We start from the raw sequence: 14,206 nt of genomic DNA, 5'->3' as shown, positions 1-14,206 counted from the left end.
GAAAGGACAAGGCAATGCCGATCGACCATCTGATCAACGGCGAGGCGTGCACCTCGAGCGACTATTTCGAAACCGTCAATCCGGCCACCCAGGAAGTGCTCGCCGAGGTCGCACGCGGCGGCGCGAAGGAGATCGATGCGGCCGTGCAAGCGGCCAAAGGCGCCTTCCCCGCCTGGGCCGCGAAACCCGCCGCGGAACGCGCGAAGCTGATTCGCAAACTCGGCGAGCTGATCACGAAGCACGTGCCGGAAATCTCGGAGACCGAAACGAAGGACACCGGCCAGACGATCTCGCAGACGCGCAAGCAACTGGTGCCGCGCGCGGCCGACAACTTCAGCTATTTCGCCGAGATGTGCACGCGCGTAGACGGCCACACGTACCCGACCGACTCGCATCTGAACTACACGCTGTTTCATCCGGTCGGCGTGTGCGCGCTAATCTCGCCGTGGAACGTGCCGTTCATGACGGCGACGTGGAAGGTCGCGCCCTGCCTCGCGTTCGGCAACACCGCTGTGCTGAAGATGAGCGAGCTGTCGCCGCTGAGCGCCTCGATGCTCGGCAAGCTCGCGCTCGAAGCGGGCATCCCGGCGGGCGTGCTGAACGTCGTGCACGGCTATGGCAAGGAAGCGGGCGAGCCACTCGTTGCGCATCGCGACGTGCGCGCGGTGTCGTTCACCGGGTCGACCGCGACCGGCAATCGCATCGTGCAAACCGCGGGCCTGAAGAAGTTCTCGATGGAGCTTGGCGGCAAGTCGCCGTTCGTGATCTTCGACGACGCGGACTTCGAACGCGCGCTCGACGCCGCGGTGTTCATGATCTTCTCGAACAATGGCGAGCGCTGCACCGCGGGCTCGCGCATTCTCGTGCAGCGCTCCATTTACGCGCGGTTTGCCGAGCGCTTCGTCGAGCGCGCGAAGCGTCTGACGGTTGGCGATCCGCTCGCGGACAGTACGATCGTCGGCCCGATGATCAGCCAGGGGCATCTCGCCAAAGTGCGCAGCTATATCGAGCTCGGCCCGAAGGAAGGTGCCACGCTTGCGTGCGGCGGGCTCGATACGCCCGAGTTGCCCGACGCCTTGCGTCACGGCAATTTTGTCGCGCCGACCGTGTTCGTCGACGTCGACAACCGTATGCGCATCGCGCAGGAAGAGATCTTCGGACCGGTCGCGTGCCTGATTCCGTTCGACGATGAAGCCGAGGCGATCCGTCTCGCCAACGATATTTCGTATGGTCTGTCGAGCTATATCTGGACCGAGAACACGGGCCGCGCGTTGCGCGTGGCGGCCGCCGTCGAAGCCGGCATGTGCTTCGTGAACAGCCAGAACGTGCGCGATCTGCGCCAGCCGTTCGGCGGCACGAAGGCGTCGGGTGTGGGCCGTGAAGGCGGGACGTGGAGTTATGAAGTGTTCCTCGAACCGAAGAACGTCTGCGTGTCGCTCGGCTCGCATCATATTCCGCGCTGGGGCATTTGATCGCGACGTCAAACGAAATTGCTAAAGCATGGGACCGGAGTAAGAGCTGACGCTCTAACTCCGCTCGACACTGGAGACCGCGATGGGCAAACTCGCGTTGGCAGCAAAAGTTACACACGTGCCGTCGTTGTATTTATCCGAGCTCGACGGTCCGCACAAGGGTTGCCGTCAGGCCGCGATCGACGGACACCATGAAATCGGCCGACGCTGCCGCGAACTTGGCGTCGATACGATCGTCGTGTTCGACGTGCACTGGCTAGTGAATAGCGAATACCACGTCAATTGCGCGCCGAAGTTCGAAGGCGTGTACACGAGCAACGAGCTGCCGCATTTCATCAGGAACATGCCGTACGCGTATCCTGGCAATGTCGGGCTCGGTCAGCTGATCGCGGACGTCGCCAACGAAATGGGCGTGAAAAGCCGCGCGCACAGCGAGACCACGCTCGAGCTCGAATACGGCACGCTGGTGCCGATGCGCTATATGAACGGCGATCAGCACTTCAAGGCGGTGTCGGTGGCGGGCTGGTGCATGTGGCACGACCTCGCGACCAGCGCGCGTTTCGGCCTCGCGGTACGCAAGGCCATCGAAGAACGCTACGACGGTACCGTGGCCATTCTCGCGAGCGGCTCGCTGTCGCATCACTTCGCGAACAACGGCACCGCCGAGCAGTTCATGCACAAAGTCTGGAGCCCGTTCCTCGAACAGATGGATTGCAGCGTGGTGCGCATGTGGGAAGCCGGCGACTGGAAGACCTTCTGCGACATGCTGCCGCTCTACAACGAGAAATGTTGGGGCGAAGGCGGCATGCACGATACCGCGATGCTGCTCGGTGCGCTCGGCTGGGATCGTTACGACGGCAAGGTCGAAGTCGTCACGCCTTATTTCGGCAGTTCGGGCACCGGCCAGATCAACGCGATCTTCCCGGTCACGCCGCTACCCGTCTGACACTCGCGAAGGAATCGCCGTGCCTCACTTGACACTCGAATACAGCGCCAACCTCGCGGACGCGCAACGCCTCGGCGAACTATGCAAAGACCTCGCGCAGTGCCTCGACGCGCAGCGCGATAACGGCGAGCGCGTCTATCCGCTCGGCGGCATCCGCGTGCGCGCGCTGCGCTGCGACCAGTACTGCATCGCCGATGGGCGGCCCGACGCCGCGTTCCTGCACGCGAATCTGAAGATCGGCGCGGGCCGCCCGGAGGCCGTCAAGAAGGCGACCGGCGACGCGCTGTTCGCGCTGATCAAGCAGCGCTTCGCCACTGAGTTCGAACGGCAGGGGCTCGCGTTGTCGCTCGAAATCAACGAGTTCAGCGAAGCGGGCACCTGGAAGCACAACAATCTGCACGCGCGGTTCAAGGGCTGACATCAGCATGCTAGACGAACAAACCATTCGCGACCTCGGCGCGCAACTCGATCACGCGGAAAAGACCCGCACGCAGCTGCGCCATTTTTCCGCGCAATATCCAGAGATGACCGTACAGGACGGCTACGCGATACAACGCGAGTGGGTCAAGCTGAAACTCGCCGAAGGCCACGTAATCAAGGGCAGGAAGATCGGCCTGACGTCGCGCGCGATGCAGCGCTCGTCGCAGATCGACGAACCGGACTATGCGCCCCTGCTCGACAGCATGTTCATCGAAAGTGGCCAGGACATTCGCGTGGATCGCTTCATCGCGCCGCGCGTCGAAGTGGAACTCGCGTTCGTGCTGAACAAACCGCTGAAGGGCCCCGGCGTCACACTGTTCGCTGTGCTCGACGCGACCGCGTACGTGAGCCCGGCCGTCGAAATCATCGACGCGCGCATCGAGCAGTTCGATCGCGAAACACGCGCGCCGCGCAGGGTCCATGACACGATCTCCGACTTCGCCGCGAACGCGGGCGTCGTGCTCGGCGGCCGGCCGGTGCGTCCGCTCGACGTCGACCTGCGCTGGGTCGGCGCGCTGCTGTACAAGAACGGCGCGGTCGAGGAAAGCGGGCTCGCGGCGGCGGTGCTCAACCATCCGGCCACCGGCGTCGCGTGGCTCGCCAACAAAATTGCTCCGCATGACGAATCGTTGAATGCGGGCGACGTGATCCTGAGCGGCTCGTTCACGAGCCCGGTTCCCGCCCGCGCGGGCGACACGTTCCACATCGACTATGGCCCGCTCGGCGGCATCGGTTTGAATTTCATCTGAACGCATCAATATGTCCTTGCCGAACAACCCCTTCAAGCGCGCGCTCGCCGAAGGCAGACCGCAGTTCGGCCTGTGGGCCGCGCTCGCCGACGCCTACGTGACCGAGCTGCTCGCCACCGCCGGCTTCGACTGGCTGCTGATCGACAATGAGCACGCACCGAACGACGTACGCAGCACGCTGTCGCAATTGCAGGCGGTCGCCGCGTATCCGTCGCATCCGGTCGTGCGGCCGGTACGCAGCGACGCCGCGCTGATCAAGCAGTTGCTCGACATCGGCGCGCAAACGCTGCTGCTGCCAATGATCGACACGGCCGCGCAAGCGCTCGATGCGGTCGCGGCCACGCGTTATCCGCCACAAGGCATTCGCGGCGTCGGCAGCGCGCTCGCGCGTGCGTCGCGCTGGAATCGCGTGTCCGACTATCTGGACACCGCCGCCGACGAACTGTGCGTGATCGTGCAGGCGGAGACCGTGCAGAGCCTCGACAACCTCGTGGAGATCGCGCATGTGGATGGCGTCGATGGCGTGTTTTTCGGGCCGTCGGATCTGAGCGCGTCGATGGGATTGCTCGGCAAGCCGGGCGACGCGCGCGTGCGCGACGCGATTCGCCACGGCATCGACACCGTGCGCGCCGCTGGCAAGGCAGCGGGCGTGCTCGCCCCTGATCCCGCGCTGGCGGCCGAGTATCTGGCGGCGGGCGCGACCTTCGTCGCGGTCGGCACGGACACCGGCTTGCTGAGCCGCGCGGCCGCGGACCTCGCCGCGTCGTACAAGAACCTGGCGGCGAGCGCGCCGCAGGTCAAAGGCGGGTATTGAAGCGAAAGCCTTTCACTTCCCCTACTCGCCCGCCGGCCAAGGCAAGCCTCGCGCCGACCAATCCAGCTCGACCCCCATCACACAGCGCCCGCTCGCCAGCTGCACGGCAAGTGTCACTGCGATGCACGGCCGCCCGCTCGCGAGCGACAGATAAGGATTACTGGTGACCGCCTCGCCGGGCAGCAGCACCGCATTGCGGAAGTACGGCCGATGATCCCAGCGCGCATCGCGCGGATTCGCGACCGGCTGCAGCGACGCCGCGTCCTCGCACCACGCCGGCCCGCGCACCTCGTGACCGATCTGGCGGCCGGTGTCGTCGAGGATGAAACAGCTGATGCAACGCTTGAAGGTGGCGAGCAGCGCGAACGCGTCGTCCATCATGGCGCCGGCGCGCAAGCCGTCGGCCGCGCGCCGCAGTTCGAGCCGGTACGGCTCCATTTCGGATTCGAACAACGCATGCTGATGCGCACGGCCCTGCGCGATCACGTCGAACGCATCGTCGATCTGGCGATGCACCGAGTCGGGCGGCGCGATCTCTGCCGCGGGCCGCCCTAGCAGATAGCCCTGCGCGAAATCGACATTCGACTCGACCGCGAGAATCAGCTCGTCGGCCGTCTCGACGCCTTCGACGACCACCAGCATCCCCGCCTGGTGCAGCAACGACACGAGTTTCGGCAGGATCGGCTGCTGCGTGCCGTGCGTGGTCGCGCGGATCAGCTCGCCGTCGAGCTTGACGAGGTCCGGCCGGATCCGCAGCAGCCGGTCGAGATTCGACTGGCCCGCGCCGAAGTCGTCGACTGCGATCAGGAAGCCGTGCTGGCGATAGCGCGCCGCCGCGCGCGACATCTCGTCGACGCTGCCGCCATGCGATTCGAGAATCTCCAGGATCACGCGCTCGGGTTCGAGCCCCGCGGCGCGCACGATCTTCGTCAACTGGTCGGCGTAGCCTTCGGCGACGAAGGTGGACGGCAGGATGTTCAGGAACAGCCACGCGTCGCCGGGCAGCGCGCGACGCGCGTTGCCGAGATGCACCGCGTGGCTCGCGCGGTCGAGCGCGCCTTCGTCGCTCGACGGCTTCGGCGCGAACATCACGACCGGCGGCACCAGCGTGCCGTCGCCATGCTCTCCGCGCAGCAGCGCCTCGAAGCCGACCTGCTTCTGATGCGATAGGCTGTAGAGCGGCTGAAAGTGCGAGATCAGAAAGAAGTCTTCCCAGCGGTAGCGCGCCGGGTCGGCGCCCGGATCGCCGAACGATGACTGCAGCGCGTCGAACGGCAGCGCGCGCTCCGCGCAGACACGGTTGCGCCCCGTCTGCTTCGCGCGCAATAACGCTTCGTCCGCGCGATCGAGCAGCATCATGAAGCTTTCGCCGCGCCGATGCTCGGCGACGCCGAAGCTCGCGGTCAGATGGCCGTCCGGCCGTTCGATCGCGGCGATGTCGAGACGCAGCCGCTCGGCGATCTGCAGCGCGCCGGTGAGATCATCGTCGAGCAGCAGCGCGAATTCCTCGCCGCCGATGCGGCTCACGCTTGGGTAGAGCGCAACCGCGTCCTTCAGCACCTGCGCGACCTGGAACAGCGCATGGTCGCCGACCGCATGACCGAAGCGGTCGTTGAGCGACTTGAAGCTGTCGATGTCGAGAAAGATCGCGCTGATCTGCGCCCCTGGCGCCAGCGTCTCGAGGCGTCCCTCCGCGTGCTTGACGAACGAGCGGCGATTTTGCAGGCCGGTCAGCGGATCGGTCGCCGCGAGTTGCGCGAGCTGGCTCTCGAGCAGAAAGTGATTGCGCCGGAAACGGTAGAAGCCGAAATGGAATACCACCGCCGTCGGCGCACCGATCGCGATGACCCACGTCCACACGGCCGCGTCGACCTCGGGCGCATGAGCTTTGCCGCGCAGCAGCGCGATGGCCGCCGCGTAGAAGACCACGCTGCCGGTGACGAAATGCGCGGGCGTGAGCCATAGCGGCGCCGCGCAGATCGGTATCACCACGAATGCGGGCAATAGCCACGGCAACGGATGCGCGAGGCCCTTCGCATTCAGCACGAGCCCGGCGATCAGCACCAGTTCGTACGCGACGCCGATCGCGCCGAACAGCGCCGTCGACTTCGCGCGCGGGATCGCCAGCACCAGCAGCGCGAGCAGGAGCGCGCATAGCAGCCGGTACGCGAGCGGCCCGGCCGGTGCGCCGACCAGTTCGCGCGCCGTTACCATGCACAGGAACGCAACCACCGTGAAGCCCATCGTCACGAGGGAAAGCGGCCGCTGATGGTCGAGCGAGCGCCGGTGAAAGCGCTCACGCATGCTTGGCTCGGGCAGGTGCTGCGTCGGGATGGCAGACATAGATGGTTGATCAGGGTTTCCGGTCACTCCGCCAATAGTTATCGGCAAACGTTCGATAAACATTTATGGCTAACGTAACACGACGTATAAATTCGGCGCCTGCGTGCCGAACGACGCCGCGCCGATCTTTCGCGCGACTCACCATCCGCCGAATGCGTGATTAAAAGACTAAAGCGCAAAGCAGGCCGGATTGCCGGCTAATACACCTATGGTTCCGCAAGCCTTTTCGCACGCCAGGCGAAGATTAACCTTTCAATTTCTTTTAAGCAGCAAAAATTACGCAATTCATGTGGCTCGATTGCGCGCTTATTACCGTATAAGCCGAGCAATGGAAAGTGGCTAAAAGCCTGTGTCTTAAGTAGACTGCTTGCAATGTGTGCCGGACACCCTAGACAACCCGGTAGAAATGACGTAGTCGGCGCCTGATTGCCGACGACTCCAATGCTCAATGGCTGTCACGTCCGCAATGTGCAACGGGCCGCGACCACTTCCGGAAAACATGGTCCCAATCCTCAACTATCTGCTCGAACGCCAAATCTCGCCGCAATGGCGCGGCATGCTGAGCGCGCTGGCGAGCGAGTTCGAAGCGCAAATCGGACACGACGAGCTGCGCCAGCTGATGCATCGCGTCGGCAGCCGTTTCGCGCTCGCGTATCCGCTGCCCGCCTGCGCATCGACGGCCGAGCTCGAGCAGGTGTTGAATTCTTACTGGCATCAGATGGATTGGGGTTACGTCGCGCTCGCCGATGAGGCGGAGTCGCTGCGCATCATTCACTATTGCGCGCCGCTGCCCGCCTTCGGCGAATCGGCGCTCGCCTGGACGCCGGCATTTCTCGAAGGCGCCTATCAGACGTGGTTGAGCGCGTTGGGCGCGCAGGGTTTGTCGGTCGTGCAGACGAGCGCGTTCGGCGAGGACAGCTCGCTCGAATTCCGCCTCGGCCGTCACCCCGCCTGAGCACCAGCGGGTGCTGCACGCATACGTGCGAACGAGCGTGCGACGGCGATACAGCCGCCACGCAGGATCAGGGAAGGCAGTTCAAATAAACAGCACCCCGAGCAGTCGGTTTTGGGGCCATGCACGGTATGTAACAGACGACGGCATCATGAGTTCATCGAGCGACATCGAAAAACTGTTCGAGCAATTTGGCGGCGACGCCAACGCGTACCAGGAGATCGGCCGCGAGAACGACGCGCGCACCGCGCGCACTCGTTGGCCGCTGCTCGTGACGCTCGATCTGACGCAACCGGCCATTCCGGCAATCGGCCAGCTGCGCGACGCGAAACCACAGCCGCCTATAACCGTGGCGCCACGGGCCGCCGTCCACGAGGACACGACACCGAAGGACATGGCATCCGTGACGCGCGCGAAGGCACCGCTGTTCACGCGCCCGCACCGGCGTGACATTCCACCGGTACCTGTGGCCGCAGCCCAGCCCGCGGCGCCGAGCGGCGCGTCACGCTTCCGCACGGCCGACGAACTCGACGAGGCGGCCGCGCAAACGATTGCGCCTGTCGCGCCAGGCAGGACACGCCCCGCCGCGCCCGCTCATGGCAGCGCGAGCACGGCACCGGCATCGTCGATGCCACCGCCACCAGCGCCGCAACCGACCTATACGGCCCAACCCGCGCAACCGGCCCAACCGCCGTCGATCCTCGGCAAGATGTTTGCAGCGCAAACCCCGAGCGCGCCGCCGCAAGCGGCCGCGGCCGCGTCGCTGAACTCGGTGTTCGACCGTCTGCGCGGCACGTCCGCCCAAGGCACGCAAGCACCCGCCGGCACCGCGCGCGGCGGCTTCGCCTCGTGGCTCACCAACGGTCCGCGTCGCTCATGAAAGTCATTGCCGTGGTGTCCGCCAAAGGGGGGGTCGGCAAGACCACCCTCGCCGCCAATCTCGCCTCCGTGCTCGCCAACAGCGGCCGGCGTGTGATTGCACTCGATCTCGATCCTCAGAACGCCCTGCGGCTGCACTTCGGCGTGCCGCTCGACAGCATCGACGGCCTGTCGCGCGCGACTCTCTCGGGCAACCCGTGGCAAACGGTGATGTTCGACGGTATCGACGGCGTGACCGTGCTGCCGTACGGTGCGCTGCTGGAGGACGACCGCCGCCGCCTCGAGGCGCAGATCGACCAGCATCCGCAATGGCTCGCGCAGTCGCTGCAGCACCTGCGGCTCGATGCGTCCGACATCGTGATCGTCGATACGCCGCCCGGCTCGTCGACCTACGTGCGAACCGCGCTGAGCGCGGCCACCTTCGCGTTGAACATCGTGCTCGCCGACGCCGCGTCGTACGCGGCGATCCCGCAGATGGAGCGGCTGATCGAAACCTACGCGGCGCCGCGCGCGGACTTCGGCGGCGTCGGCTACGTGATCAACCAGATCGACCAATCCCGCCAGTTGACCAAGGACGTGCTGAAGGTGCTGCGTCAGATGCTCGCCGGCAAGGTGTTCCCCGGCGTGATCCATCTCGACGAAGGCGTCAGCGAAGCGCTCGCCTGCGACACCACGCTGATCCATTACGATCCGCTGAGCCAGGCCGCCGCCGATTTCCGCGCATGCGCCGCCTGGCTCATGGCGGCGCTCGACGCGATCGCCGCCCGGCCAAGGAACGTCGCATGAGCAGTCCGGCCTCCTCGCGCGAGCCCGAGGGCGGCGAGCCGTCGCGCTTCCAACGCTTCATCGACGCAAGCTTCTGGAACAGCCGCATCGTCACCGGGCTCGTCACGATGCTCGCGCTGTACATGCTGTACTTCGTGTTCACGGTGCCGCTCGAGTTCTATCAGCAGTTGACCTTCGCGACCCTGTGCTTCGTGCTCGCGCTGCTGTTTCGCCGTCGTCCCGGCCGCTACGCGACGATGGTGATGATCATGCTGTCGATCGTCGCGTCGGGCCGCTACATGTACTGGCGGCTGACCGAAACGACCTACTGGGAGCATCCGCTCGACGCCGCCTGGGGTCTGCTGCTCGTGTCCGCCGAGCTCTACGCGACGATCGTGCTGATGCTCGGCTACTTCCAGACCGCGTGGCCGCTCAAGCGCAAGCCAATGCCGCTGCCCGCCAATCGCGACGAATGGCCGACCGTCGACGTGTTCATCCCGACCTACAACGAGCCGCTCGCCGTCGTGAAGCCGACCATCTACGCGGCGCTCGCGCTCGACTACCCGGCCGACAAGATGTCGATCCACGTGCTCGACGACGGCCGCCGCGCCGAGTTCAAGGCGTTCTGCGAGGAAGTCGGCGTGAACTGGACGATCCGCACGCACAATCGCCACGCGAAGGCCGGCAACATCAACGAGGCGCTGAAGATCACGAGCGGCGAGTACCTCGCGATCTTCGACTGCGATCACATCCCGACCCGCTCGTTCCTGCAGATCGGCCTCGGCTGGTTCCTGCGCGACAAGCTGCTGTCGATGCTGCAAACGCCGCACCACTTCTTCTCCGCCGACCCGTTCGAGCGCAACCTCGGCACTTTCCGCAAGGTGCCGAACGAAGGCGAGCTGTTCTACGGCCTCGTGCAGGACGGCAACGATCTGTGGAACGCGACGTTCTTCTGCGGCTCGTGCGCGCTGCTGCGCCGGAGCATGGTCGACGAGATCGGCGGCATCGCGGTGGAGACCGTCACCGAGGACGCGCACACCGCGCTGAAGCTGCACCGCCTCGGCTACACCACCGCGTATCTGGCGATTCCGCAGGCCGCCGGCCTCGCGACCGAAAGCCTGTCGGGCCACATCGGCCAGCGCATCCGCTGGGCGCGCGGCATGACGCAGATCTTCCGCATCGACAATCCGCTCACCGGCAAGGGGCTGAAGATCGGCCAGCGGCTGTGTTACCTGAACGCGATGATGCACTTCTTCTACGGCGTGCCGCGTCTCGTGTTCCTGACCGCGCCGCTGTCGTATCTGTTCTTCGGCGCGCATGTGATCGAGGCGGCGGCCAGCACGATCGCGATCTACGCGCTGCCGCACATGATGCACGCGAGCATCACCAACTCGCGGATGCAGCGCCTGTTCCGGCATTCGTTCTGGGCCGAGGTGTACGAGTCGGTGCTGGCGTCGTACATCACCGCGCCGACGCTGCTCGCGCTGATCAACCCGAAGCTCGGCAAGTTCAACGTGACGGCCAAGGGCGGCGTGATCGAGAAGAGCTACTTCGACTGGTCGATCTCGCGACCGTATCTGTTCCTGCTGCTGCTGAACCTGCTCGGCTTCCTCGCCGGTCTGGTGCACATCTACATGAACTGGCACGTGCGCAGCATCGTCGAGACCACACTGCTCAATCTCGCGTGGACCAGCTACAACATGCTGATCCTCGGCGCGAGCGTGGCCGCCGCGAGCGAGCGCCGCCAGATCCGCGCGGTGCCGCGCGTCGCGATGAAGATGCCCGTGATGCTGAAGTTCTCGACCGGCCGCACGCTCGCGTGCGAAACGATCGACTACTCGGAAGGCGGCGTCGGCGTCGCGCTGCCCAGCACCATCGAAGTGCCGATGCAGGAGCGCGTGACCGTGTCGCTGTTCCGCGGCGACGAAGAGTACGCGTTCCCCGCCACCGTCAGTTTTACCGAGCCGGGACGCGTGGGGCTGCGCTTTTCGTCGATGTCGCGCGAACAGGAGTACGAGTTCGTCAAAACCACCTTCGCCCGCGCGGACGCGTGGACCGGCTGGGCCGAGGGACGCGAGACGGACACACCGCTGCGCGGTCTGTCGCACGTGCTGAAGGTCGGCGTGCGCGGCATCGCGGGGCTGTTCGAACATCTGTACGACGACTTGCGCAGTTCGATCAAAAGCCGTCCCGCGGACGTCAAGAAGCTAAAAGCGAAAGACTGATCTATGGGCTACCGGATGGCCACGGACAATATCGAACGCCCGGCACACGGGCGCAACAGCATTGGACCCCAATCGCGCCTGTTTGCTTGTCACGGCTTGCGACACTCGCGGCGAATCATGCGCGGCGTCGCCTGCTGGCTCGCGCTGCAGACCGCGCTGGCGTCGTTCGTGCCGCTCGCTGAAGCGGCCACTCCTGCCGCCGCCGCGGCCAAACCGGCGTCGGACACGGCGGCACCCGCCGGCGCGCCGCAAACCCAGCAAGTCGCGACCGGTGTCGGCAACGTGCCCGCGCCGAGCGCGGCGGTGCCGTTCGATCCGAACGCGATCGCCCAGGGCCAGCTCGCCACGCCGACGCCCGCGCTCGCGGCGGCGTCGGTGAAGGCGCTCGGCATGCACACGCCGACCACCGCCGAGCCCGGCACGCTGGTGCCCGGAGGCCGCCGCCAGACGCTGACGTTCGCCGACTTCGGCGCGCTCGACCCGCTGCAATTGCGCGGCGTCGACGGACAGAACGGCATCGCGTTCTCGGTGCGCGGCGACGAGGTCGTGACCGGCGCGACGCTGCATCTGATCTACAGTTATTCGCCCGCGCTGTTGGCGAACCTGTCGCAGCTGAAGGTGCTGGTCAACGGCGAAGTCGCGGCGACGCTGCCGCTGCCGCACGAGCAGGCCGGCATGCTGGTCGCGCGCGAGATCACGATCGATCCGCGCTTCATCACCGACTTCAACCACCTGAACCTGCAGCTGATCGGCCACTACACGACGGCCTGCGAAGACCCCGCCAACTCGTCGCTGTGGGCGACGATCAGCAACGCGAGCTCGCTCGACCTGACCTACTCGTCGCTCGCGACGAAAGCGGAGCTGGCCGCGCTGCCGCAGCCGTTTTTCGACCGCCGCGACGTGCGCCGCCTCGAGCTGCCGTTCGTGCTCGCGCAGAAGCCGGGCAACGGCACGCTCGAAGCCGCCGGCATCGTCGCGTCGTGGTTCGGCTCGCTCGCCGGCTACCGCGGGCGCGGTGTTTCCCACCCAGCTCGACAACGCGCCGCTGTCGGGCAACGCGGTCGTGTTCGCGACCAGCGACCAGCATCCGGCCGGCGTGACGATTCCCGAGATCACCGGGCCGACCATCGCAGTGGTCGAGCGCGACGCGAACGCGCGCGGCAAGCTGCTGCTCGTGCTCGGCCGCAACGAGGCCGAGCTGAAGACCGCCGCGAAGTCGCTCGGGATCGGCCATAGCGCGCTGTCCGGCGCGAGCGCCACGATCACGTCGCTGAACGAAATTACGCCGCGCGTGCCGTACGACGCGCCGAACTGGCTGCCGACCGACCGCGCGGTGCGCTTCGGCGAGCTCGCCGATCCGAAAGACCTGACCGTGTTCGGCTACGACGCCGACGCGGTGCGCATCAACATGCGGGTGCCGCCCGATCTGTTCATGTGGCACACGCGCGGCGTGCCGATCGATCTGCGCTACCGCTACACGGTGCGGCCGGCGCGCGACCGCTCGTCGCTGAACATCAGCGTGAACAACGGCTTCGTGCAGGCGCTGCCGATTCCGGCGCGCCCTGCGTCGGTGTTCGACATGAGCCGCTACTTCAACCTCATCATGCCCGACGGCACCGCCGACGCGCGCCGCAACATCCGCATCCCGCCGCTGCTGATGACGCCGCGCATACAGCTGCGGCTGCACTTCTACTACGACATCCCGAACACCGGCGAATGCGCGGGCCGCCTGCTGCAGAACGTGGTCGGCGCGATCGATCCGAACTCGACGATCGACCTGTCGTCGTTCCCGCACTACATGGCGCTGCCTGATCTGGCCGCGTTCGCCAACAGCGGCTTTCCGTTCACGCGGATGGCGGACCTCTCCGAGACCGCCGTCGTGCTGCCGGACGACCCGGACGCGAGCGACTACAGCCTGTATCTGCTGACGATGGGCCGGATGGGCGAATCGACCGGCTATCCGGTCTCCGGCGTGACCGTCACCCATGCGGCCGACGTCGAGCGCCTCGCCGACAAGGACCTGCTGGTGTTCGGCGCGCCTGGCAAGCAGCCGCTGTTGCAGCGCTGGTCGAAGTCGATGCCGTTCTCCAGCGACGGCGCCGCGCACACGTTCCAGCTCACCGACCTCGTGTTCAAGCTGCGGGACTGGTGGCACGGCGAGCGCGGCGTCGAGCGCACGCCCGCGCGTGCCGATCTGACGATGGTCAGCTCGAACGGCGCGGCGCTGCTAACCGGCTTCGAGTCGCCGCTGCAGCGAGGCCGCAGCGCGGTTGCGCTGATCAGCGCGGCCGGCCCGTCGGATGCCGATCTGTCCGCCGCGCTGCTCGACGCCGACGTGCTGCCGAAGATTCAAGGCGCGATGGCCGTGATCCATGGCCGCGCCGTCACCATCACGTCGAACGGCACCGCATACTACGTGGGCCGTCTGTCGCCGCAGGAGTATCTGCGCTGGGCACTGTCGTCGCATCCGCTGCTGCTGTTGCTCGGCGGCGTGCTCGCCGCGCTGATCATCGCGGCCTTGTGCTACCGGACGCTTCGCGCGATCGCCGCGCGTCGGCTGAAGGACTGATGGAACGGATAT

At 66.0% G+C, this 14,206-nt stretch carries 10 protein-coding genes and 1 pseudogene; 10 read left to right on the top strand and 1 reads right to left on the bottom strand.

The genetic code is table 11. The annotated features are described in order from the left end of the window. The first annotated feature begins 14 nt into the window (after positions 1-14). The 5 genes from hpaE to hpaI all read left to right on the top strand — a co-directional run bounded on the left by hpaE (position 15) and on the right by hpaI (position 4,461). Entirely contained in the window at positions 15-1,472 is a 1,458-nt protein-coding gene (hpaE, locus tag OKW40_RS35585) for a 5-carboxymethyl-2-hydroxymuconate semialdehyde dehydrogenase (protein WP_429493698.1), read from the top strand. An 82-nt stretch (positions 1,473-1,554) separates the two neighbouring features. Then, the gene (hpaD, locus tag OKW40_RS35580; protein WP_429493697.1) at positions 1,555-2,418 is read left to right on the top strand and encodes a 3,4-dihydroxyphenylacetate 2,3-dioxygenase; all 864 of its coding nucleotides are present in this window, start codon (positions 1,555-1,557) and stop codon (positions 2,416-2,418) included. Positions 2,419-2,437: 19 nt separating this feature from the next. After that, entirely contained in the window at positions 2,438-2,836 is a 399-nt protein-coding gene (locus tag OKW40_RS35575; RefSeq protein WP_090806343.1) for a 5-carboxymethyl-2-hydroxymuconate Delta-isomerase, read from the top strand. Positions 2,837-2,843: 7 nt separating this feature from the next. Further along, entirely contained in the window at positions 2,844-3,647 is an 804-nt protein-coding gene (gene hpaH, locus OKW40_RS35570; protein ID WP_429493696.1) for a 2-oxo-hept-4-ene-1,7-dioate hydratase, read from the top strand. 10 nt (positions 3,648-3,657) lie between these two features. Further along, positions 3,658-4,461, top strand: coding sequence for a 4-hydroxy-2-oxoheptanedioate aldolase (gene hpaI / locus OKW40_RS35565; RefSeq protein ID WP_429493695.1), 804 nt, complete (start codon positions 3,658-3,660; stop codon positions 4,459-4,461). 21 nt (positions 4,462-4,482) lie between these two features. On the opposite strand, the gene OKW40_RS35560 is transcribed toward hpaI, so the two are convergent. Further along, positions 4,483-6,804: an EAL domain-containing protein gene (locus OKW40_RS35560; RefSeq protein WP_429493694.1), complete on the bottom strand. Its 2,322-nt coding sequence runs from the start codon at positions 6,802-6,804 to the stop codon at positions 4,483-4,485. A 499-nt stretch (positions 6,805-7,303) separates the two neighbouring features. Here OKW40_RS35560 and bcsD point away from each other — a divergent pair, with 499 nt between their 5' ends. The 5 genes and pseudogenes from bcsD to bcsB all read left to right on the top strand — a co-directional run bounded on the left by bcsD (position 7,304) and on the right by bcsB (position 14,194). Then, a complete protein-coding gene (gene bcsD, locus OKW40_RS35555; protein WP_090806351.1) occupies positions 7,304-7,759 on the top strand; it encodes a cellulose biosynthesis protein BcsD in 456 nt (151 codons plus the stop codon). A gap of 148 nt (positions 7,760-7,907) precedes the next feature. Beyond that, positions 7,908-8,636, top strand: a complete 729-nt coding sequence (bcsP, locus tag OKW40_RS35550) for a cellulose biosynthesis protein BcsP (RefSeq protein WP_429334096.1) — start codon at positions 7,908-7,910, stop codon at positions 8,634-8,636. Then, on the top strand, positions 8,633-9,421 hold the full coding sequence (gene bcsQ / locus OKW40_RS35545) for a cellulose biosynthesis protein BcsQ (RefSeq protein WP_090806355.1): 789 nt from the start codon (positions 8,633-8,635) through the stop codon (positions 9,419-9,421). Before bcsP ends, bcsQ begins: the two co-directional genes overlap by 4 nt. After that, entirely contained in the window at positions 9,418-11,625 is a 2,208-nt protein-coding gene (bcsA, locus tag OKW40_RS35540; RefSeq protein WP_429493692.1) for a UDP-forming cellulose synthase catalytic subunit, read from the top strand. Before bcsQ ends, bcsA begins: the two co-directional genes overlap by 4 nt. A 3-nt stretch (positions 11,626-11,628) precedes the next feature. After that, a pseudogene (gene bcsB, locus OKW40_RS35535) lies at positions 11,629-14,194 on the top strand (cellulose biosynthesis cyclic di-GMP-binding regulatory protein BcsB). Positions 14,195-14,206 lie beyond the last annotated feature (12 nt).

Origin of the sequence: Paraburkholderia sp. RAU6.4a, assembly GCF_050435625.1 — a bacterium.
In the GTDB taxonomy this organism is placed as follows: domain Bacteria; phylum Pseudomonadota; class Gammaproteobacteria; order Burkholderiales; family Burkholderiaceae; genus Paraburkholderia; species Paraburkholderia tuberum.
Note: the sequence above shows the minus strand (reverse complement) of the source record. Positions and strands in the feature narration are given on the sequence as shown.

What these genes read in the sequence shown, in the direction of transcription:
- hpaE (WP_429493698.1), top strand. Translation starts at nt 15, where the DNA reads ATGCCGATCGACCATCTGATCAACGGCGAGGCGTGCACCTCGAGCGAC.
- hpaD (WP_429493697.1), top strand. Translation starts at nt 1,555, where the DNA reads ATGGGCAAACTCGCGTTGGCAGCAAAAGTTACACACGTGCCGTCGTTG.
- hpaH (WP_429493696.1), top strand. Translation starts at nt 2,844, where the DNA reads ATGCTAGACGAACAAACCATTCGCGACCTCGGCGCGCAACTCGATCAC.
- hpaI (WP_429493695.1), top strand. Translation starts at nt 3,658, where the DNA reads ATGTCCTTGCCGAACAACCCCTTCAAGCGCGCGCTCGCCGAAGGCAGA.
- OKW40_RS35560 (WP_429493694.1), bottom strand. Translation starts at nt 6,804, where the DNA reads ATGTCTGCCATCCCGACGCAGCACCTGCCCGAGCCAAGCATGCGTGAG.
- bcsD (WP_090806351.1), top strand. Translation starts at nt 7,304, where the DNA reads ATGGTCCCAATCCTCAACTATCTGCTCGAACGCCAAATCTCGCCGCAA.
- bcsP (WP_429334096.1), top strand. Translation starts at nt 7,908, where the DNA reads ATGAGTTCATCGAGCGACATCGAAAAACTGTTCGAGCAATTTGGCGGC.
- bcsQ (WP_090806355.1), top strand. Translation starts at nt 8,633, where the DNA reads ATGAAAGTCATTGCCGTGGTGTCCGCCAAAGGGGGGGTCGGCAAGACC.
- bcsA (WP_429493692.1), top strand. Translation starts at nt 9,418, where the DNA reads ATGAGCAGTCCGGCCTCCTCGCGCGAGCCCGAGGGCGGCGAGCCGTCG.